At 63.4% G+C, this 21,909-nt stretch carries 19 protein-coding genes; 4 read left to right on the top strand and 15 right to left on the bottom strand.

Translation table 11 applies throughout. The annotated features are described in order from the left end of the window. Positions 1-243: 243 nt before the first annotated feature. The 7 genes from CFY91_RS00860 to CFY91_RS00830 all read right to left on the bottom strand — a co-directional run bounded on the left by CFY91_RS00860 (position 244) and on the right by CFY91_RS00830 (position 5,366). A complete protein-coding gene (locus CFY91_RS00860; RefSeq protein ID WP_093984449.1) occupies positions 244-1,236 on the bottom strand; it encodes a cytochrome-c peroxidase in 993 nt (330 codons plus the stop codon). A gap of 87 nt (positions 1,237-1,323) precedes the next feature. Continuing rightward, positions 1,324-3,054 (bottom strand): SulP family inorganic anion transporter, encoded by a 1,731-nt coding sequence (locus tag CFY91_RS00855; RefSeq protein WP_093984448.1) that lies wholly within the window; start codon positions 3,052-3,054, stop codon positions 1,324-1,326. Further along, a complete protein-coding gene (locus CFY91_RS00850; protein WP_093984447.1) occupies positions 3,054-3,917 on the bottom strand; it encodes an MBL fold metallo-hydrolase in 864 nt (287 codons plus the stop codon). Before CFY91_RS00850 ends, CFY91_RS00855 begins: the two co-directional genes overlap by 1 nt. A gap of 30 nt (positions 3,918-3,947) precedes the next feature. Continuing rightward, on the bottom strand, positions 3,948-4,169 hold the full coding sequence (locus CFY91_RS00845; RefSeq protein WP_093984446.1) for a YgaP family membrane protein: 222 nt from the start codon (positions 4,167-4,169) through the stop codon (positions 3,948-3,950). 13 nt (positions 4,170-4,182) lie between these two features. Beyond that, the gene (locus CFY91_RS00840; RefSeq protein WP_093984445.1) at positions 4,183-4,599 is read right to left on the bottom strand and encodes a DUF6691 family protein; all 417 of its coding nucleotides are present in this window, start codon (positions 4,597-4,599) and stop codon (positions 4,183-4,185) included. 2 nt (positions 4,600-4,601) lie between these two features. After that, a complete protein-coding gene (locus CFY91_RS00835) occupies positions 4,602-5,033 on the bottom strand; it encodes a YeeE/YedE family protein (protein ID WP_093984444.1) in 432 nt (143 codons plus the stop codon). Next, positions 5,034-5,366, bottom strand: coding sequence for an ArsR/SmtB family transcription factor (locus tag CFY91_RS00830; RefSeq protein ID WP_093984443.1), 333 nt, complete (start codon positions 5,364-5,366; stop codon positions 5,034-5,036). A gap of 224 nt (positions 5,367-5,590) precedes the next feature. On the opposite strand from CFY91_RS00830, the gene CFY91_RS00825 reads away from it, so the two are divergent. Beyond that, a complete protein-coding gene (locus CFY91_RS00825) occupies positions 5,591-7,873 on the top strand; it encodes a putative bifunctional diguanylate cyclase/phosphodiesterase (protein WP_093984442.1) in 2,283 nt (760 codons plus the stop codon). A 204-nt stretch (positions 7,874-8,077) separates the two neighbouring features. Next, entirely contained in the window at positions 8,078-8,845 is a 768-nt protein-coding gene (locus CFY91_RS00820; protein WP_165765281.1) for a hypothetical protein, read from the top strand. 286 nt (positions 8,846-9,131) lie between these two features. Here CFY91_RS00820 and polA read toward each other — a convergent pair whose 3' ends face one another. Continuing rightward, a complete protein-coding gene (polA, locus tag CFY91_RS00815) occupies positions 9,132-11,924 on the bottom strand; it encodes a DNA polymerase I (RefSeq protein WP_093984441.1) in 2,793 nt (930 codons plus the stop codon). 74 nt (positions 11,925-11,998) lie between these two features. Here polA and CFY91_RS00810 point away from each other — a divergent pair, with 74 nt between their 5' ends. Both CFY91_RS00810 and CFY91_RS00805 read left to right on the top strand, forming a co-directional pair. Continuing rightward, complete coding sequence (locus CFY91_RS00810) at positions 11,999-12,280, top strand: DUF2782 domain-containing protein (RefSeq protein ID WP_093984440.1); 282 nt, start codon at positions 11,999-12,001, stop codon at positions 12,278-12,280. 6 nt (positions 12,281-12,286) lie between these two features. After that, positions 12,287-13,240 (top strand): homoserine kinase, encoded by a 954-nt coding sequence (locus tag CFY91_RS00805; RefSeq protein ID WP_093984439.1) that lies wholly within the window; start codon positions 12,287-12,289, stop codon positions 13,238-13,240. Here the strand turns inward: CFY91_RS00805 and CFY91_RS00800 are convergent, their stop codons facing one another. The 7 genes from CFY91_RS00800 to CFY91_RS00770 all read right to left on the bottom strand — a co-directional run bounded on the left by CFY91_RS00800 (position 13,241) and on the right by CFY91_RS00770 (position 21,878). After that, the gene (locus tag CFY91_RS00800) at positions 13,241-14,347 is read right to left on the bottom strand and encodes a methyl-accepting chemotaxis protein (protein ID WP_423812478.1); all 1,107 of its coding nucleotides are present in this window, start codon (positions 14,345-14,347) and stop codon (positions 13,241-13,243) included. A 636-nt stretch (positions 14,348-14,983) separates the two neighbouring features. Beyond that, positions 14,984-15,823 carry an ABC transporter permease subunit gene (locus CFY91_RS00795; protein ID WP_093984438.1) on the bottom strand — a complete coding sequence of 280 codons (840 nt, stop codon included), beginning with the start codon at positions 15,821-15,823 and terminating at the stop codon, positions 14,984-14,986. An 82-nt stretch (positions 15,824-15,905) separates the two neighbouring features. After that, positions 15,906-16,787, bottom strand: coding sequence for an ABC transporter permease subunit (locus CFY91_RS00790; RefSeq protein ID WP_165765286.1), 882 nt, complete (start codon positions 16,785-16,787; stop codon positions 15,906-15,908). Between the two features lie 23 nt (positions 16,788-16,810). Then, complete coding sequence (gene potA, locus CFY91_RS00785; protein ID WP_093984436.1) at positions 16,811-17,965, bottom strand: polyamine ABC transporter ATP-binding protein; 1,155 nt, start codon at positions 17,963-17,965, stop codon at positions 16,811-16,813. Between the two features lie 50 nt (positions 17,966-18,015). Continuing rightward, entirely contained in the window at positions 18,016-19,110 is a 1,095-nt protein-coding gene (locus CFY91_RS00780) for a polyamine ABC transporter substrate-binding protein (protein ID WP_093984435.1), read from the bottom strand. 176 nt (positions 19,111-19,286) lie between these two features. After that, positions 19,287-20,387, bottom strand: a complete 1,101-nt coding sequence (locus CFY91_RS00775; RefSeq protein WP_093984434.1) for a polyamine ABC transporter substrate-binding protein — start codon at positions 20,385-20,387, stop codon at positions 19,287-19,289. 114 nt (positions 20,388-20,501) lie between these two features. Further along, a complete protein-coding gene (locus CFY91_RS00770) occupies positions 20,502-21,878 on the bottom strand; it encodes an aspartate aminotransferase family protein (protein WP_093984433.1) in 1,377 nt (458 codons plus the stop codon). Positions 21,879-21,909: the final 31 nt, after the last annotated feature.

The raw sequence follows: 21,909 nt of genomic DNA, 5'->3' as shown, positions 1-21,909 counted from the left end.
GCTGCAAAACGCAGCGCAGCACAGCAACCGCCGCAGGCTGGCTGCAGGGCGAACGTCGCGAGTCAGAAACGCCGTTTATCCGGGCTGTCTGGGTAGCTGACTCGCTTCGCCCACCCCTTCAGGGCCTTACGCAAGCACGCTCAAGCAGCGGCGATGCCCACTCAGGCGTCTTATAACCTGCGCAACGCACAAGCGGCTGGGCGGGTTACCCCGCACAGCCGCTTGCTGCAGCACCCGGACGGTTTATTCGAAAGGCTGCGGGCGCGGTGTGGCCGCGGTGGAGGGCGGCAGGATGGGCAGCTGGAAGCTTGGCTGCTCGCCCGTCAGGGTCTTGAGGAAGGCCACGATCTTGGCGATTTCCTCATCCTGCAGCTTGCGTCCCAACTGCAGGCGCGCCATGACATCGACGGCTTCCTCGAGGTTCCAGTAGGCACCATCGTGGAAGTAGGGATAGGTCAGCTCGACGTTACGCAGGGTCGGCACCTTGAACTTGAAGCGATCGGCATCGGCACCGGTCAGCCCCGCTACGCCTTCGGCCGGGTTATCGGTCTGGTAGGCCTCGACCACGCCCATTTTCTGGAACGAGTTGCCGCCCAGTGCCGGGCCGTTATGGCAGGCCACGCAGCCGGTGTTCTTGAACAGCTGATAGCCTTCCAGCTCAGTAGCCGTCAGCGCCTTGGCATCGCCGTTCAGCCACTGGTCGAAACGCGAATTGGGCGTGACCAGGGTTTCCTCGAACTGAGCAATGGCATCGGTGACCGCATCCAGGGTGATCTCATCCTTCTGGTAGATGCTGCGGAACGCCTCGCGGTATTGCGGGATCGAGTTGAGCACGTCCAGCGCCAGCGTATGCGTGAAGGCCATTTCCTTGGGATTGGCGATCGGCCCGGCTGCCTGCTCCTTGAGGTCGGCGGCACGGCCGTCCCAGAACTGCGCCAGGTTGAGACTGGAGTTGAGTACCGTGGGCGAATTGATCGGCCCCTGCTGCCAGTTGTGACCAATCGAGGTGGGCAGATTGTCGCTACCGCCCATGCTCAGGTTGTGGCAGGAGTTACAGGAAATGAAGCCCGAGCGCGACAGGCGCGGATCGAAGAACAGCTGCTTGCCCAGTTCGACCTTGGCCGGATCAGTGGCCTTGGCTGCTTCGATCGGCTGCACCGGTTCGTTGTTGGGTACGGCGGCCATCAGGTTGAAGCTCAAGGCGAGTCCGCCGGCGAGGAGTGGCAATTTATGCATGGTGTTGTTCCTCATTTCTTGTGCACACGGTTAGTTACTGCAGCTTGCCCCACTGACACGGGGCGTTATTGACATCGATCAATGTCATTACTCCCCGTGCGGTTTTGCCGCGCTGTGTGCCGCCCTTGCCACGCTCTGCGGGTCCAGGCACTGCAGCGCCTGGAAATGGCTGACGAATACCTGCCCGCCCAACTGCTCCAGCAGCTGGCTACGCTGCAGGCGGTCCATCACCGGCCCCTTGACCTCCGACAGGTGCAGGCACACCCCGGCTGCGCGCAGACGCTCGGCAATCGCCTGCAGTGACTCCAGGGCACTGGCGTCGATCAGGTTGACCCCGGAACACATCAACACCAGATGGCGCACCGCCGGACGCTCGGCCACCAGCCCGGCGATACGCTCCTCCAGATAACGCGCATTGGGGAAGTACAGGCTCTCATCGACACGCAACGACAGCACCGTCTCACTCTGCACCACGGCAAAACGCTGCACATTGCGAAAGTGTTCGCTACCCGGCAACTGGCCAACAACGGCCAGGTGCGGGCGACTGGTGCGCCAGAGGAACAGCAGCAGTGACAAGGCAACCCCCAGCAGGATGCCGGCCTCCACGCCCAACAGCAGCACACCGAGCAATGTCGCACCCTGCGCCAGGCCGTCCTGTATGGAATAGCGCCAGGTGCGCTGTAGCGCCCGCAGGTCGATCAGCCCCCACACCGCCACCAGGATGGTCGCGGCCAGCACCGCCTGGGGCAGGTAGTACAGCCAGGGCGTGCAATACAGTGCACACAAGGCAATCAATACGGCGCTGAACACCCCAGCCATTGGCGTGCGTGCGCCCGCCTGCTGGTTGACTACCGAGCGGGCAAATCCGCCGGTCACCGGCAATCCGCCACTGCATGCCGCTGCCAGGTTGGCAGCCCCCAGGCCGAGCAACTCCCGTTCGACGCGAATACGCTGGCGTTGGCGTGCCGCCAGCGTCTGTCCCACCGACACCGACTCGACAAAGCCTACCAGGGCCAATAGCAAGGCCGCTGGCAACAGCTGGCGTAACAGGGACCCGTCAGCGTGCGGCAGCGCTAGGCTGGGCAGCCCGACCGGCAGCGGGCCCAGCACCCGAACGCCGGCCTGATCCAACTGTGCAAAGGCCACCACTGCACTACTGACCAGCACGGCCAATAGCGGCGCCGTCCGCGCCAGGTTGTCTGCCCAGTGATCTGCCAGGCCAAGGCGCCGCAGCAGGCCGGCCAGGCTGCGCCGCGCCCACCACAACCAGAACAGGCTGGCCAAACCCAGGGCCAGGGTTGCCAGGTGACTGTCCGGCCACTGCCGGAACAAAGCCTGTACCTGTGCCGGCAAGGTGCCACCACCCGCCGAGAAACCCAACAGGGCCGGCAGCTGGCCAAGGCAAATCAGCAGCGCAGAGCCGCTGATAAAGCCGGAGATCACCGGATGACTGAGGAAGTTGGCAAGAAAACCCAGGCGCAGCAGGGCCATGCCCAATAACAGCAAGCCGCTGAGCAGCGCCAGCAGCAGGGCGGCATTGGCATACTCGGCACTACCGGCCGCAAACAACGGGCCGAGGCTGGCAGCGGTCATCAGCGACAACACCGCCACCGGACCGACCGCCAGGCTGGGGCTCGACCCGAACAACGCATAGGCGAGCAAAGGCAGGATGCTCGCGTACAAGCCATGCACCGCCGGCAAGCCCGCCAGCATCGCGTAGGCCAGGCTCTGCGGCACCAGCAACAGGCTGACGATCAGCGCCGCCAGTCCATCGGCGGCAGCCAGCCGGCGGTTGTAGCCGCGCAGCCAGGCCGGCATCAGAGCGCGTCCAGCGGAATCTTCAGGTAGCGCACGCCATTGTCTTCGGCAGGCGGCAAGCACCCGGCCCGCATGTTGACCTGTACCGAAGGCAGGAGCAGGGTCGGCATGCCCAGCGTGGCATCCCGCGCCTGACGCAGGCTGACAAACTGTGCCTCCGCAACGCCCTGATGGACATGTACGTTATGCGCCCGCTGCTCGCCCAGGGTGGTCATGTACTGATATTGGCTACGTCCGGCAGGCAGGTAGTCGTGGCAAAGAAATACCCGTGTCGCATCCGGCAGGCTGAACAGGCGCTGGATGGAACGATACAGGCTGTGCGCATCGCCGCCAGGGAAGTCACAGCGCGCCGTACCGTAGTCCGGCATGAACAGCGTGTCACCAACAAACAGCGCATCACCGATCAGGTAGCTCATGCAGGCCGGCGTATGCCCCGGAGTATGCAGGGCCTGCGCCTGCAGGCTACCGATCTGAAAACGCTCGCCATCGTTGAACAAGTGGTCGAACTGGCTGCCATCGCAGATGAAGGCCGGCTCGACATTGAACAGGCGCGCAAAGGTCTGCTGCACCTGGGTAATCTGCGCGCCGATGCCCAGGCGCCCGCCCAGCTGCCGCTGCAGATAGGCCGCAGCAGACAGGTGGTCGGCATGCACATGGGTTTCCAGCAACCACTGCACCGTCAGGTCATGCGTGCGCACGTAGTCGATCAGCCGGTCGGCACCCAGGGTGGCAGTGCGCCCGGAGGCCGGATCATAGTCCAGCACCGGGTCGATCAGCGCGCAGGCACTGCTCTGTGGGTCGCGCACCACGTAGCTGAAGGTATTGCTCGCCGCGTCGAAAAACGCCTGAACCAAGGGTTGCATCGAGACATCCTCTTGCCGGTAAACCAAGCCTTATTTCTTGCAGCTGTCCTTGCCACAACAGCTATCCGCGCGTCCGCAGGTGCTGATCCCCAGTAGGGGATAGGCCGGACAGAAGCGGAACAGGCCGGTAGCCAGCGGCAGCAGGCCGATCCAGCCCCAGACGCCGATGACACCGGCCAGGGTCAGGCCGAGCAGCAGCAAGCCGGCAGCGATGCGCAGGGCGCGGTCGAGAGTACCTACATTGGCTTTCATGATGACCTCCAGGTCAGTTGGGCTGCCGTTGCAGCAAGGTATGCAGCGCCATTCCGGCCAACATGGCCGCAATGAACAGGAAAATGCCGGCCTGGCCGGTGAGCAACAGGGCCAGCGCGGGTCCCGGGCAGATACCCGCCAGCCCCCAGCCCATGCCGAACAACAGGCTACCGACGATCAGCGGGCGGTCGATCGCACGCTTGCCTGGCAGGCACATGGCTCCGCCGAGCAGCGCCTGCGACTGGCCTCGGGCCCACTGCATGGGCAACAGGGCAACAGCGATCGCGCCGACCATGACCAGCGCCAGCGAGGGATCCCAAGCCCCCGCCAGGTCAAGAAAGGCCTGCACCTTGGCCGGGTTGGCCATGCCGGCCAGCAGCAGGCCCATGCCGAACAACAGGCCCGCCAGAAACGCTGTCAGTCCACGCATCATCAAACTCCCCAGACATGTCGCAGGATGAACACCGTGACGAAGCCACTGGCCATGAAGCACAAGGTCGCCAACAGCGAGCGCGGCGACAGCCGTGCCAGGCCGCACACGCCGTGGCCACTGGTGCAGCCGGCGCCATAGCGACTGCCAAAGCCGACCAGCAGGCCGGCCAGACCAAGCAGCACAGCGGAACTATCGAGCTGCACGGCCGGCAACTCGGCAAAGCCCTGCCAGAGCAGCGGTGCCAGCAGCAGCCCCAGGATGAACAACGCCTTCTCGCCACGTCCCTCGCCGCCCTCCAGGGCACCGGCCAGCAAACCGCTGATACCGGCGATACGTCCGTTGAGGGCAATCAGCAGGCTGGCCGCCAGGCCGATCAACGCGCCGCCTGCCAGCGCCGACCAAGGCGTGAAATGCAACCAATCAATGCTCATTCAGACCTCCTTCGCACAAAACAGCTGGTAAAGCGTCTGGATTACCGCCAGCGCCTCATGGCTGCTGATCCGGTAATAGATCTGCTTGCCTTCGCGCCGGGTATCCACCAGCCCCTCGCGGCGCAGCACCGCCAACTGCTGCGACAGCGTCGGCTGGGTAATCCCCAGCAACGCCTCAAGCTCGCTGACATGCCGCTCCCCCTGAGCCAGCTGGCACAACAGCAGCAAGCGATCCGGATTGCCCAGGGTCTTCAGCAACTGGCCGGCAGCAGCGGCGTTGTCTCGCAGCTGCTGGATATCCAGCGCCAGGCTTTCGTTCTCAGGAGGGTTCATGCGCGCGCCTCAATCTACTTTTAAACAATATATATTTAAATATAATGACTGGCAAGCCAACGCCCTGCACTTCACCTCTCAGCCTGAATAACCAGTCAGCATCTGCCCGCTGAGCCAGGCGAATCCTGATCCAAATCAGTTAACCCCATCACATTTTTCGGCAAGATGGCGCGCATCGCCCACTGTAGTAGCATGCGGCTCTTTGCCATCACTGCCTGCCCTTCATGACCTCATTGCGCTGCGCCACCGCCTACACCCTGGCCTACCTGCTGCTGGCCGGCGGCTGGGTGCTGGGCAGCGATCTGGCCCTGCAGGCCCTGATCGGCGATGTCCAGCAACTGGCGCACTACCAGCTCTACAAGGGGCTGGGCTTTGTGTTGTTCAGCAGCCTCCTGCTGCTGGCGTTGCTGTTGCTTCATGAGAATATCCAGCGACGCTTGCGCCGCGATCTGCGCGCTAGCCGCGAACGGCTCGACCTGGCCCTGGATGCTGCACAGGAAGGCCTGTGGGACTGGGATCTGGGTAGCCAGCAGGTATTTTTCTCACCCGGCTACAGCGCCATGCTCGGTTACGCCCAGGCGCACTTCGGCAACACCCGCCAGGCCTGGCAAACCCGCCTGCACCCGGCCGACCTGCGGGCGGCCTGCAGCCGTCTGGAACGCCTGCTCAGCGGCGAAGAGCGTCGCTACGAAGCCACCTATCGCATGCGCCACGCCGACGGCAGCTATCGCTGGATCTTCAGTCGCGGCCACCTACTGGTGGATGAACAGGGCAAGCCGCAACGCTTCATTGGCACGGCACGCGACATCACCCAGCGGCGCGCCGACGAAGAGAGCCTGCGCCAGGCCGCTGCGGTGTTCGACAGCACTCAGGAAGGCGTACTGGTCACCGACACCGAGCAACGTATCGTTCACGTCAATCCAGCCTTCACACGCATCACTGGCTACAGCGAAAGCGAAGTGCTGGGGCAGACACCGCGCCTGCTGAAGTCAGGTCGACACGGCATGGAGTTCTACCAGAGCCTGCAGCAGGCACTGGAAAAGCGCGGCAGCTGGAGCGGCGAAGTGTGGAACCGCCGCAAGAACGGCGAGATCTACCCGCAGTGGCAAAGTATCCGCAGCGTATTCGATGAAAACGGTCTGATCAGCCACTACGTCGCCGTGTTTTCCGACATCAGCGCGCTGAAACGCTCGCAAAGCGAGCTGGACCACATGGCCCACTACGACCCGCTGTGCCAGCTACCCAACCGTTTGCTGTTCAGCGAGCGGACCCGCCAGGCGCTGGAACGCTGCCAGCGCGAAAACAGCCACGCCGCCGTGCTGCTGCTCGACCTTGATCACTTCAAGTACATCAACGAGAGCTTCAGCCACACCTTTGGCGACCAGCTGCTCAAGGAAGTGGCCATGCGCCTGCTCGGCAGCCTGCGTGCCGGCATGACCCTGGCCCGCCTCGGAGGGGATGAGTTTGGTGTACTGGTCGAGGACAACATCCAGGCCGCTGGCGCAGCCTTGCTGGCCCGTCAGCTGATCGCCGAGCTGAGCCAGCCCTTCGAGTTGCAGGGGCAACGCATCAGCATTAGCGCCAGCTTCGGCATCAGCCTGTTCCCCGGCGATGCCGAGAATGTCGAACAAGTCCTGCGCAACGCCGACTCGGCGCTGTCCAAGGCCAAGGGCAGCGGTCGTGAAACCTATTCCTTCTACAGCCAGGAGCTCACCGAACAGGCGCAGCATCGCATCGAGCTGGTCGCAGCCCTGCAGCTGGCCCTGCAGAGCAACCAGCTGTGCCTGCACTACCAGCCACTGCACGACCTGGACAGCGGTGCGCGCCTGGGTGTAGAGGCACTGGTACGCTGGCAGCACCCGCAGCGTGGCTTGGTACCCCCCGGCGAGTTCATCCCGGTAGCCGAGGACAGCGGCCTGATCGGCAGCATCGATGCCTGGGTACTGGAACACGCCTGCCAGCAGATGTGCCAATGGCAGGCCGAAGGCGTGGCACCCGCCTTCATTGCCGTCAACGTATCCAGCCGGCTGTTCAGTCGCGGCTCCCTTGACCAACGGGTCGCCCAGGTGTTGCAGCGCACCGGCCTGGCACCACATTGCCTGGAACTGGAGGTCACCGAGAGCGCCGTCATGGACGATCCGGACCAGGCGCTGCAGATGTTGCAGCGCTTGCGCGCACTGGGCGTGCAACTGGCTATCGACGACTTCGGCACCGGCTATTCATCGCTGCAGCGCCTGAAAAACCTTCCGGTACACAAGCTGAAGATCGACCAGAGCTTCATTCGTGGCCTGCCGGAAGACGCCGACGACGCGGCGATTGCCAGCGCCGTGATTGCCTTGGGCCGCAGCCTGGGACTCAAGGTAGTCGCCGAAGGCGTGGAAACCACCGGCCAGCGCCTGTTCCTCCAGCAACTCGGCTGCGACATCGGCCAGGGCTACCTGTTCAGTCGCCCCCTGCCGGCTAGTCAACTGGTCAACAGCACCGACGTGGCGCACTGCACACGCTGAACGTGCCCGGCGCACAACAAATCACTCTTTAGTGTCATGGCCTGGCAATTTGCCGGAGATAGGCTATTGGCACAGAAATCGCAGCATGAAACGAACCGTTCGATGCAGTACCCCCCCTTTGCGGTGGCTGCCACACGGTCCAAAGCCTACTGCGGTGACTGCCCCAACCTCCGCAGAACATGGAACGCACAGGAGTAACGCGGCATGCAATTGTCTACCTTCACCCGCCCCCTGCTATGGCTTGGCATCGCCCTGCTAGGCGGTCTGGGACAAGCCTTTGCCAGCAACAACGGTACGCTGGAACTGATGCAGGTGAATGCCTGCCGCGCCACCAGCAGTCTGCTGCTGTACCGCGGCGAAGGCTTCCAGAAGGAACACGCCCAGCGCATGGAAGAAGACCTCAACGCCCTCACTCGGGCTCTTTCCGCGCTCCCTGAACAGCCCCAGGCACTGCGTGCCAGCCATCAGGAACTTGTTACCCAATTACGCCGCGGTGTTTCCTTTGGCCACAGCGAAGACGATATGCCCTGGCGTTATCCGGAAGAACTGGCCGGAGCCCTGCGTGGTTTCCTCACCGCCACCCGCAGTCAATATGTGGATGGCACCCCACCGGAAGCCGCCATCAAGGTCGAATACCTGGCCGTGCAGTACCTAAGCCGTGCCTACCTGGGTAACTTTGAAATTGCCCGCGAGCAACCGGATAACTACCTCGGCCAGGATGAGCGCATACTGCTGCCAGCCATCGAAAGCGAATTGGCTGAACTGGATGCCAAGAGCAATCCGGCAGTCGCCAAGCTGAAGACCCGCTGGCACTTCCTGAAGAACGCCCTGGGCGACATGAATAGCCAGAGCAACGCCCTGGTGAGCAGCTCCGGACGGCCCTTCGCCCCCATGGTGGTTGACCGCCATGCCCGCTCGCTGACCAACCAGTGGCTCAGCCTGCAACCGGTGCTTGCCAACAACGGCTACTAACAGACCGTTGCAAGCCAGCCAGTCTCCAGCCCGCCGTCCGGCGGGCTGCCTGTTTCAGACAGGCAAAAAAAACCCCAAGCTTCTATGGGGAGAGGGAAGCTCAGGGTTTAACTCTGGACCGCTAGGGCGTGGCCCAGATTCTGCCAACACTAAAAACACTGCCAGGAGCATCGAAGGCCTTCACCAAAGGCATTCAGTGAATCAGACGGCCTGACAACGCATTGGTTCAGCGAATGTTTAAATCAATTGGTTATTAAACATCCGCACCCTATGCAAAGAAGCGTTTTCAGTGTGCCTCGTCCCAGTTGTTGCCCACCCCGGCCTCGACCACCAGCGGTACGTCCAGCTCGGCGGCACCACTCATCAACGGCAGCAGCCCGGCCCTGAGTGCCTCGACCTGATCTTCGCGCACCTCCAGCACCAGTTCGTCGTGCACCTGCAGGATGACTTTCGCATCCAGGCCTGACTGCGGCAGCCAGCTGTCCACGGCGACCATCGCACGCTTCATGATGTCCGCCGCGGTGCCCTGCATCGGCGCGTTGATCGCCGTGCGCTCGGCGCCCTTGCGCAGGGCCGGGTTCTTCGCACGGATGTCCGGCAGGTACAGGCGACGGCCAAACAGGGTCTCGACATAGCCCTGCTGGCTGGCCTGCTCGCGGGTACGCTCCATGTAGGCCAGCACGCCGGGATAGCGGTGGAAATACACGTCGATATAGGCCTGCGCCTGCTTGCGGTCACAGCCGATCTGCTTGGCCAGGCCGAAGGCACTCATGCCGTAGATCAGACCGAAGTTGATCGCCTTGGCACTGCGCCTCTGGTCACTGCTGACCTGCTCCAGCGGCACGCCAAACACCTCGGCGGCGGTCGCCTTGTGCACGTCGCGGCCATGCCGGAAGGCATCCAGCAGGCCTTCATCCTGCGCCAGGTGAGCCATGATGCGCAGCTCGATCTGCGAATAGTCGGCGGCCAGCAGCTTGTAGCCCTTGGGCGCGACGAAGGCCTGGCGGATACGCCGGCCCTCGGCGGTGCGGATCGGGATGTTCTGCAGGTTCGGGTCGCTGGATGACAGGCGCCCGGTGGCCGTAACCGCCTGGTGGTAGCTGGTGTGGATGCGCCCGGTGCGCGGGTTGATCTGCTCCGGTAGGCGGTCGGTGTAGGTGCTCTTCAGCTTGCTCAGGGAGCGATACTCCATCAGCAGCTTGGGCAAGGCGTGCTCCTGCTCGGCCAACTCGGCAAGTACCGCCTCGGCGGTGGATGGCTGCCCGGTGGCCGTCTTGCTCAGCACCGGCAGGCCGAGCTTGTCGTAGAGGATCGCGCCGAGCTGCTTGGGTGAGCCGAGGTTGAACTCCTGGCCAGCCAGATCAAAGGCCTCACGTTCCAGGGCTACCAGGCGCTCGCCCAACTCGACGCTGTGCTCGCCAAGCAGCCGGGCATCCACCAACGCACCGTTGCGCTCGATACGCGCCAGCACCGGCACCAGCGGCATCTCGATGTCCTTGAGCACCTTGCTCAGGCTTGGCGTGGCCTGCAGCTTTTGCCACAGCGTCTGGTGCAGGCGCAGGGTCACGTCGGCATCTTCTGCCGCATAGGGCCCGGCCTGTTCCAGGGCGATCTGGTCGAAGGTCAGCTGCTTGGCACCCTTGCCGGCAATGTCCTCGAAGCGGATGGTGCTGTGCGCCAGGTACTTCTGCGCCAGGCTGTCCATATCGTGACGGGTCGCCGTGGCGTCGAGCACATAGGATTCGAGCATGGTGTCGAAAGCCACGCCCTGCACCTCGATCGGCGTGGTCGCGTGGGCCAGTACATTGATGTCGTACTTGGCGTGCTGGCCGACCTTGGCCTTGGCCGGGTCTTCGAGAATCGGCTTGAGCGCGCGCAGCACGGCGTCGCGGTCCAGCTGCGCCGGCACACCCATGTAGGCGTGGGCCAGCGGCACGTAGGCGGCCTCGCCCGCCTCAACGGCGAAGGACACGCCGACCACCTGGGCCTGCTGCGGATCGAGACTGGTGGTCTCGGTGTCGAAGGCGATCAGCTCGGCGGCTTCCAGCTTTTTCAGCCAGGCGTCGAAGCGCGCCTGCTCCAGCACCGTCTCGTAGCGCGATTCGCTGGCCGGTGCCACGGAGCTCTCAGCCGCAGCAGGCTCGGGCGCATCGAACAGGCCACCGCTCGGCGCCGGCACCGTGGCCGGACGGGCCTTGGGCTGCTGGCGCTGCAGCTCGTCGAGCCAGCCCTTGAACTCCAGTTCGCTATACAGGTTTACCAGCGCCGCACGGTCCGGTTCGCCGGGGTGCAGGTCGTCGACGCCGACGTCCAGCTCGACATCGGTCTTGATGGTCGCCAGCTGGTAGGACAGGAAGGCCATCTCCTTGTGCTCGGCGAGCTTGGCCGGCAGGGTCTTGGCGCCGCGGATCGGCAGCTCGGGGACCTTGTCCAGGCTGGCGTAGAGCACGTCGAGGCCGCCGCCGACGCCGACCAGCAGGCCCAACGCGGTCTTCTCGCCGACACCCGGCACACCGGGGATGTTGTCGACCTTGTCGCCCATCAGGGCCAGGTAGTCGATGATCAGCTCGGGGCCGACGCCGAATTTCTCGCGCACACCCTCGATGTCGTAGACGCTGCCAGTCATGGTGTTGACCAGGGTGACATGCGGGCAGACCAGCTGGGCCATGTCCTTGTCGCCGGTGGAAATCACCACGTCACGGCCCAGCGCGGCGGTCTGCCGGGCCAGGGTGCCGATCACGTCGTCGGCCTCCACACCTTCCACGCACAGCAGCGGGTAACCGAGGGCGCGTACAGCGGCATGCAGCGGCTCGACCTGGCCGCGCAGCTCCTCGGGCATCGGCGGGCGATGCGCCTTGTAGTGCTCGAACATCGCGTCGCGGAAGGTCGGACCCTTGGCGTCGAACACCACGGCGAAGGGGCTGTCCGGGTACTGCTTGCGCAGGCTCTTGAGCATGTTCAGCACGCCCTTCACCGCGCCGGTTTGCAGGCCCTTGGAGTTGGCCAGTGGCGGCAGGGCGTGGAAGGCGCGGTACAGGTAGGAGGAGCCGTCGACCAGAACAAGCGGAGCGTGGGACATGCGAAGAATCAACCTATTGGCAGGGGCTTGGCGCTAGAATCAGCATATCAGCCACAGAAAGGGACAAGGTTACCATGCGCACACTCCACCGCCTGACTCTCGCCGCCCTGCTGGCCTGCAGCCCGCTGCCGCTGCTCGCCGAAGACGCCCCCAGCGGCGAGCCGGAGGTCACCATCCGCCAGGAAGGCGACAAGACCATCCAGGAATACCGGGTCAATGGCTTCCTCTACGCCATCAAAGTCACGCCGAAAGGCGGCAAGCCCTATTTCCTGGTACGCGCCGATGGTGAAGCACACTGGATGCGCTCGGACAAGCCGGACATGCTGATCCCGCAATGGGAAATCTTCAGCTGGTAATGGCGCATGTCGGTTTACACCCCCCTGCAGCGTGATGTGCTGGAAGCGTTTCTCGCGCCCTACCGGCTTGGCCGGCTGAAAGCGTTCCGCGGTATCGCCGAAGGCACCGAGAACAGCAATTTCTTCGTCAGCCTGGAGGCCGGCGAATACGTGCTGACTCTGGTCGAGCGCGGCGAGCAGCACGATCTGCCCTTCGTGGTCGCGCTGCTCGCCCGCCTGCACCAGGCACATCTGCCGGTAGCTTTTGCCATCCCTGCCGCTGACGGCCAGGCACTGCGCGAACTGGCCGGCAAGCCGGCCTTGCTCCAGCCACGCCTACCGGGACGCCACGTGCAACAGGCCAATGCCCAGCACTGCAGGGAAATCGGTGGTTTTCTCGCACGCCTGCACCTGGCTACTGCCACAGCGCCGCTGCACAAACCCAGCGACCGCGACCTGAACTGGATGCACGCAGCAGGCCTGCAGCGGCTACCACAGCTGTCAGGCCAGGCCCGCTCACTGCTGCAAGACAGCCTGGCCGAACTGCCGGGCCTGGCCAGCGTGCTGGGTGAACTGCCGCAGGCCAACCTGCATGCCGATCTGTTCCGCGACAACGTGTTGTTCGACGGCAACCAGCTGTCCGGGGTTATCGATTTCTACAACGCCTGCAGCGGCCCGATGCTTTACGACCTGGCCATCGCCCTGAATGACTGGTGCAGTCGCGCCGACGGCAGCCTCGATCACGCCCTGAGCCAGGCCCTGCTGGCCGGCTATGCCGTTGTACGGCCCCTGCACAGCGACGAGGTCACGTACTGGCCGCGCATGCTGCGCCTGGCCTGCCTGCGTTTCTGGCTCTCCCGTCTGCTGGCTGCGGAGCAACCCAGGAGCGCGGCGGTGCTGGTCAAGGACCCGGCAGAGTTCCAGCAACGCCTGGCGCAACGTTTTGCCAGCGCCCCGCCCAACCTGCCGCTGGCCTTGTAACTAACCGGCGCTCTGCGGCCGATAGCCGAGGCGTACGCCGCCCCAGTGACGCCCGTTGACCCACAGCGGCACCGACAGATCGTGCATCAGCTCGCCGGTATCGCGGCTGTAGGTCTGCAGGAGCAGACGCTGCTGGTGGCTGCCGCAGCGCCGTCCGGTTCGGTCATTGAACAGGCGCTTGCTCCGGCAACGCAGCATATCCTGCGCCAGGTCACCCGTTGGTGGCTGGGCAAAGGCCTGGTTATGGGTCGGCACATAGCCTTCTGGCGTCGTGGCGATGGCATAGACCAGCGCCGGATGGCGGTCCAGCAACGGCTCCTGCAAGGCAGGCAGCACCTCATCGGTATAGGCATCGAAACGACTGTGGAAGCGGGCCGGCTGGCTACCGGGAATTGCCTGTAGCTGGCGATCAAACAGCTCCGCCGCACTGATCCGACCACTCGCCAGATCAGCCTCGAAGCGTGTTGCGATGGCTCGGGCAGCCTGTTCGGCCAGCTCCAGCATGCCCTGGTGATAGTCATCCAGGGCCACCGCTGCCAACTGTTCACTGCTCTGCTCGGCAGCATCCAGCAAGCGCTGCGCCGCCTCGGCCAACTGGCTGATCTGGGTGCGGCTGGCAGTGCTGTCCTCGCGCAACAGGCGGAGGTTTTCCCCCTGTTGCTGCAGGCGCCGCTGGCTATCCGCGCTGGCCTGCGCGATACCGGCCACTTCACCTTGCAGCGCCTGGCCGTGCTCGGCTATTTCCAGCAATTGCTGGCTGGCCACACCTACCTCCTGCGCCGCCTGCGACAAAGCACTACCCTGCGCCTGGATATGCGCGGCCACTGCCGCACTCTGCTCACTAATCGCCGCACTCATGCGGGCCACCTCGGCACTGGCAGCGCTGGTATGCCCGGCCAGGCTACGCACCTCGTCCGCCACCACGGCGAAGCCACGCCCCAGGTCACCGGCCCGGGCCGCCTCGATGGCCGCGTTCAGCGCCAGCAGGTTGGTCTGGCTGGCTATCGCGCCGATCCGTGCAGTGAGCTCACGAATTTGCCCGCTACGCTCGGTCAGCTCGCCAATCAATCCTTCACTCTGCCCGCTCTGGCTGGCCAGATGCTGCATACTCTGGCTGGCCTGCTGCAACAGCTGACGGGCCGCATCACTCTGTAGGCTGACCTGCTCAACCTGGCGCGCCGCCGTGGCCGCATTATCTGCCTGCAACAGGCCGCTCTGGGACAGTAGATCGGCCACACCACTGGCCTCGCTGGCCTGCTGCACCTGTTGCTGGCTGCGCACCGCCAGCTGCTGGGCAATAAAAGCCAGTTCCGCGGCCGCCAGGGCATTGCGGCTGGTGCTCTGCGACAGGCTGCGACTGAGCTGCTGCAGGGCACCCTCTTCGGCCGGTACCGGCGTCTCGACACATCCCTCCTCGTGACGCTGCCAGGGCCCGAGCCAGGGCCACAGGGCCAGCAGCAGGTAGGACGGCAGGCTGACATACCAGGGCAACTGGAACTGCAGGTAAAGCAGCATCAACCCAGCCAAAGCCAGGGCATGAATCAGGCAGGACCAGGGGTAGCGGACAAACGCCGAACGCATCGGATACCTCGCAGTGCCAGGAGCGCAAGCAGCCCGGCAACGATCAACACCCGGGCCTGCTAAGCATAGACACCACTGTAACGGTCAGGCAGCGGCAAACTGAACCCTGCCTCAGTCGTAGAGCAGTCCTGGGCGACCTTGCATCGCCCAGGACGGCATGACTCACACCGCCTCTTCCGCCATGGCTTGCTGGATAGCGCGCTTGCGGCGCTCCTCGGCGCGCCGGGTGAAGTACCAGGCCACGAAGGTGAACAGCGAAACCGAGAGCAGGATGAGACTGGCCACCGCGTTGATCTCCGGCTTGACCCCCAGACGCACGGCAGAGAACACCTCCATCGGCAGGGTAGTGGCACCAGGGCCGGACACGAAGCTGGCCAGCACCAGGTCATCCAGCGACAGGGCAAAGGACATCATGGCCCCGGCCGCCAGCGATGGCGCGATCATCGGAATGGTGATCAGGAAGAACACTTTCCACGGCTTGGCACCGAGGTCCATGGCCGCTTCCTCGATCGACAGGTCCAGCTCGCGCAGGCGCGCCGAGACGATCACCGCGACATACGCCGAGCAGAAGGTGGTGTGGGCAATCCAGATGGTCAGCAGGCCACGCTGCGCCGGCCAACCGATCAGTTGCGCCATGGCCACGAAGAGCAGCAGCAGCGACAGACCGGTGATCACTTCCGGCATGACCAGCGGTGCGGTGACCAGGCCGCCGAACAGCGTGCGGCCCTTGAAGCGGGTCACCCGGGTCAGCACGAAGGCTGCCAGGGTGCCCAGCGCGGTGGCGGCGACGGCCGTGTACAGAGCCACTTCCAGCGAGCGCAACACCGAGCCAATCAACTGGCTGTTGTCGAGCAGGCCGAAGTACCACTTCATCGACCAGCCACCCCACACGGTCACCAGCTTGGAGGCGTTGAACGAGTAGATGACCATGATCAGCATGGGCAGGTAGATGAACAGCAACCCGACCCACAGCATGGTGGAGGAGAAGCTCCAGCGTTTCATGCGCGCTCCTCCATGTCCTTGGCCCGGCGTGAGGATTGAGAGCCGGTTGAACCGAGGCTACGGTACGGCGACTTCATGGCAGTCATGCTCTGCCCTCCATTTCCTTGGCCTGGTTACGGTTGAACAGGATGATCGGCACCAGCAGGATCGCCAGCATGACCACCGCCAGGGCGGATGCCACCGGCCAGTCGCGGTTGTTGAAGAACTCCTGCCACAGTACCTTGCCGATCATCAGCGTCTCCGGCCCGCCAAGCAGCTCGGGGATGACGAACTCACCCACCACCGGGATGAACACCAGCATGCAGCCGGCGATGATGCCGTTCTTCGATAGCGGCACGGTGATACGCCAAAAACTGTTGAAGTTGCGCGAACCGAGATCAGCCGCCGCCTCCAGCAGGCTCTGGTCATGCTTGACCAGGTTGGCATACAGCGGCAACACCATGAACGGCAGGTACGAGTAGACAATGCCGATATACACGGCCAGGTTGGTATTGAGGATCTGCAGCGGTTCGCTGATCAGTCCCAAGCCCATCAACAGGCTGTTGAGCAGACCGTTATTGCTGAGAATGCCCATCCAGGCGTAGACACGGATCAGGATGGCCGTCCAGGTCGGCATCATGATCAGCAACAGGTAGACGGTCTGCATTTCCTTGGGCGCCCGGGCAATGGCATAGGCCATCGGGTAGCCGATCAACAGGCAGAGCAGGGTGCTGACGAAGGCAATCTTCAGCGACCCCAGGTAGGCTGCCAGATACAGTGCGTCCTCGCTGAGGAATACGTAGTTGCCGAAGTTGAGCAGGATGGTCAGCTGGTTATCGGCCCAGCTGAACACGTCGGTATAGGGGGGAATGGCCACATCTGCTTCGGCAAAGCTGATCTTCAGGACGATGAAGAACGGCAGCAGAAAGAACAGGAACAGCCAGACGAAGGGCACGCCGATCACCGCATGCCGCCCCTTGGGCAGATAGCGCTTGAGCTTGCTCAGTTTCATGATTGCAGTACCACGCCGCTGTCGTCTTCCCAGTACACCACCACCGGATCATCCCAGGTCGGACGCTTGCCACGGCGCTCGGCATTGGCGATGAAGCACTGCACGACCTGACCCGAGCCCAGCTTGACGAAGTACACCGAGTGGCCGCCCAGGTAGGCGATATCGTGCACGTGGCCCGCGCACCAGTTGTACTGCGGATGCTCATGCTCAGCCGGCAAGCTGGTGGCCATCAGCAGTTTTTCCGGGCGCAGGGCATAGGTGAGATGCCGGTCTTCGGCACGCGTGGAAATACCATGGCCGATATAGATCGGCTGGTCCAACTGGGGGCAGTTGATGATCGCGTGGTCCGCATCGTCGGTGGTGATCTCCCCTTCGAACAGGTTGACGTTGCCGATGAATTCGCAAACCAGCCGGCTGGCCGGTGTCTCGTAGATATCCACCGGGCTGCCGATCTGCGCAATCCAGCCGTGGTGCATGATGGCGATACGCTGGGCCATGGTCATGGCTTCTTCCTGATCGTGGGTCACCATCACGCAGGTCACGCCGACCCGCTCGATGATCTCCACCAGCTCCAGCTGCATCTGCGAGCGCAGCTTCTTGTCCAGCGCGCCCATCGGCTCATCGAGCAGCAGCAGCTTGGGGCGCTTGGCCAGCGAGCGGGCCAGGGCCACGCGCTGACGCTGGCCGCCGGACAGCTGGTGCGGCTTGCGCTTGGCGTACTGGGTCATGTGCACCAGCTTGAGCATCTCCGCCACGCGCGCATCGATCTCGGCCTGTGGCAGCTTGTCCTGCTTGAGGCCGAAAGCAATGTTCTGCGCCACGCTCATATGCGGGAACAGCGCATAGGACTGGAACATCATGTTGATCGGCCGCTCATAGGGCGGCAGATCGGTAATGTCCTCGCCATCAAGGAAAATACGTCCCTCGGTAGGGCGTTCGAAGCCGGCCAGCATGCGCAGCAGGGTCGACTTGCCTGAACCCGAGCCACCCAGCAGCGCAAAGATCTCGCCCTTGTTGATGGTCAGCGAGACTTCCTCGACGGCCACCGTCTCGTCGAACTTCTTGGTCACCCGCTCGATCTTGACCAGCACCTCCTTGGGTTGCTGGGCGCCCTCGAGGGCTTTCTTGTAGGCACTGGAGGCAACAGCCATGAATTGGAACTCCCGAAGAAATACGGCCCGGCCATGGCCGGGCAACACTGTCACTTGCCCGACTTGACCTTGGTCCAGGCGCGGGTCATCTGGCGCTGTACCTTGGGCGGTAGCTCGGCGGAGATGTACAAATTATCCAGCACCGCTTGCGGAGGGTAAACGGACTCGTTGCTTTTCAGCTGCGGATCCATGAACTCACCGGCAGCCAGGTTGGGGTTGGCATAGCCGACATAGTCGCTCACCTGGGCAATCACCTTGGGTTCCAGCAGGTAATTGAGAAAGGCATGGGCCTCGGCCACGTTGCTGGCATCCGCCGGAATGGCCAGCAAGTCGAACCACAGGTTGGCGCCTTCGCGGGGGATACTGAAAGCAATCTCCACGCCCTTGCCGGCCTCCTCGGCGCGGTCGGCGGCCTGCAACACGTCACCGGAGAAGCCGACGGCTACGCAGATGTTGCCGTTGGCCAGGTCGCCGATGTACTTGGAGCTGTGGAAATAACGCACATGCGGACGTACAGCCAGCAGCAACTGCTCAGCCCGTGCATGGTCGGCAGCGGCGTGGCTGTTGGGGTCCAGCCCCAGGTAGTTGAGCGCTGCGGGAATCATCTCGTCGGCGGAATCGAGGAAGGACACGCCGCAACTGGCCAGCTTGGCCATATTCGCCGGGTCGAAGACCACCGCCCAGGAATCAATTTCGTCGACACCGAGGACTTCCTTGACCTTGGCCACGTTGTAACCAATGCCATTGGTTCCCCACAAATAGGGCACCGCATAGCGGTTGTCCGGGTCATTGACCTGCAGCTGCTTGAGCAACTGCGGATCGAGATGCTGCCAGTTGGGCAGCAGACTGCGGTCGAGCGCCTGGAAGGCACCCGCCTTGATCTGCTTGCCGAGGAAATGGTTAGAGGGCACCACCACGTCATAACCACTGCGGCCAGCCAGCAACTTGCCTTCCAGGGTTTCGTTGGAGTCGAACACGTCGTATACCGGCTTGATCCCGGTGGCCTTTTCGAAGTCCTCCAGGGTGGTCTCGCCGATATAGTCGCTCCAGTTGTACACATGCACGCTGGAGGCTGCCTGTGCGCCGACTGCCAGGCCGAGGCCTGTCAGCAACCCCAGCAGTTGCTTGCCGATACGAGTGATCATGGAGTTGCCCTCTTGTTGTAGGAATACGGGGAAAACCGCGGCAACAGACCGGCCTGCCGCCACGCACGGGCGGTATCCAGACGGATGGACTGCAGCATGCGGCCTCCTCGGCCCGGGCTAACCCCGGGCCGTGCGGGTTGTCCCTGGCGGGACAGACCCGCCAGGCCTGTCGCGGGTTACTTGCCGGACTTGATGGTGGTCCAGCTACGGGTCATTTGGCGCTGCACCTTGGCCGGCAGGTCCGGGAAGGTGTAGATCTTGGCCATGGTTGCCGCATCCGGGTAGATGCCCGGGTCGTTGCGGATCGCCTCGTCAAGCAGCGGGGTCGCCGCGGCATTGCCGTTGGGGAACTGCACGTAGTTGGTGATCTCGGCCATGATTTCCGGCTGCATCAGGAAATCGAGGAAGGCATGTGCGCCCGCGACATTCTTGGCATCGGCGGGGATGGCCAGCATGTCAAAGAAGCTGCCGGCACCTTCCTTGGGAATCACATACTGGATGTTCACGCCGTTCTTGGCCTCCTCGGCGCGCGACTTGGACTGATAGAGGTCACCCGAATAGCCAATCGCTACGCAGATGTTGCCGTTGGCCAGGTCGCCGATGTACTTGGAGCTGTGGAAGTAGGCGGTGTCCTTGCGGATGGAGAGGAACAGCTCCTCGGCCTTCTTCAGCTCGGCCGGTTTCTCGCTGGTCGGGCTGTAACCCAGGTAGTTCAGAGCCGCCGGGAGGATTTCGGTCGGCGAGTCGAGGAAGGACACCCCACATTCCTTCAGCTTGGCCATGTTTTCCGGCTTGAACACCAGGTCCCAGGAATCCACCGGCGCGCTGTCGCCCAGCACGGCCTTGACCTTGTCGACGTTGTAACCAATGCCGATGGTGCCCCACATGTAGGGGATCGAGTACTGGTTACCCGGATCGCTGGGCTCCAGCGCCTTGAGCAGGTTCTCGTCAAGGTTCTTCCAGTTCGCCAGCTTGCTGCGATCGAGCTTCTGGAACACACCGGCCTTGATCTGCTTGGCCAGGAAGGGGTTGGACGGCACTACCAGGTCATAGCCGGAGCTACCGGCGAGCAGCTTGGCTTCCAGCACCTCATTGCTGTCAAAGACGTCGTAGACCACCTTGATGCCGCTCTGCTTCTCGAACTTGCTCAGGGTGTCCGGGGCGATGTAGTCGGACCAGTTGTATACGTGCAGCACCTTGCCATCGGCCTGCGCCATGGCACTGACACCAGCCGCCAGGCCGAGGGCCAGCAGGGTCTTAGCAAAAGTCTTGGTCATGCGGGGTAGCTCCATTGTCATTGGAAGTATCCAGGGGTGCGCCAGATGGCGACACACCCTCCGGTGAGCCTAGCCAAGGCACGGGGTCAAGTCTGGCAAGCAATGCCCGCCCACTCAAGCCCGCGCCTGCACCTCGGCCAAGGTCAGATCCAGGCACAGGCGCGCCTTGGCCACCAGTTCATCGATTTCCGCCGGGCTGATCACCAGCGGCGGGGCAATGATCATGGTGTCGCCTACAGCGCGCATGATCAGGCCATTGGCGAAACAATGCCCACGACAGATCATGCCCACTGCCCAGTCCGCCGGGTAACGCTTACGCTGCGCCTTGTCCTGCACCAGCTCGATGGCACCGAGCAGGCCCAAACCACGCACCTCACCCACCAGCGGATGGTCGGCAAGCTCACGCAAACGAGCCTGCAAATACGGTGCCGTTTCTGCCTTGACCCGGGCCACTACCCCCTCGTCACGGAGAATGCGCAGGTTGGCCAAGGCCACCGCCGCCGCCACGGGATGCCCGGAGTAGGTAAAGCCATGGTTGAAATCACCGGCCTGGTTGATGACTTCGAATACCTTGTCGCTGACGATCAACCCGCCCATCGGCACATAGCCGGAGGTCAGGCCCTTGGCGATGGTCATCAAGTCGGGCTGGTTGCCGTAGTAGTCGCTGCCGAACCATTCGCCAGTCCGACCAAACCCACAGATCACCTCGTCGGCAACGAACAGGATGTCGTAGCGCGCCAACACCTCGCGGATACGCGGCCAGTAGCTGTCCGGTGGAATGATCACGCCACCCGCGCCCTGCACCGGCTCGGCGATAAAGGCGGCGACCTTGTCCTCACCTACTTCGAGAATCTTCTTCTCCAGCTGGTCGGCGGCCCAGATGCCGAACTCATCCGGGGTCATCTCGCCGCCCTCGCCGAACCAGTAAGGCTGCGGGATATGCACGATGCCGGGAATCGGCAGGTCACCCTGCTCATGCATGTACTTCATACCGCCCAGGCTGGCCCCCGCCACGGTAGAGCCGTGGTAGGCGTTCTCGCGGGCAATGATTACCTTCTTCTGCGGCTGGCCCTTGGCTGCCCAGTAATGGCGCACCAGACGCAGCATGGTGTCGTTGCCTTCCGAACCGCCCCCCGTGAAGAACACATGGTTCATGCCCGGCGGGGCAATCTCGGCAATCGCCTTGGCCAACTCCAGTACCGGCGGGTGGGCCGTCTGGAAAAAGGTGTTGTAGAAGGGCAGCTCGCGCATCTGCGCGGCGGCCGCTTCGACCAGCTCCTCGCGTCCGTAGCCGACCGCTACGCACCACAGCCCGGCCATGCCATCGAGGATCTTGTGACCCTCGCTATCCCACAGGTACACACCATCGGCCTTGGTGATGATGCGCGGGCCCTTTTCGGCCAGCTGCTGGTAGTCGCTGAACGGAGCCAGGTGATGGGCACGACTCATGGCCTGCCACGCCTGGGTTTGCTGGGAATTGCTCGCTTGCATGCTTGTGGCACCTATACGACTGAGGCCCTGT

It is taken from the genome of Pseudomonas fluvialis, from assembly GCF_002234375.1.
Classification (GTDB): domain Bacteria; phylum Pseudomonadota; class Gammaproteobacteria; order Pseudomonadales; family Pseudomonadaceae; genus Aquipseudomonas; species Aquipseudomonas fluvialis.
Note: the sequence above shows the minus strand (reverse complement) of the source record. Positions and strands in the feature narration are given on the sequence as shown.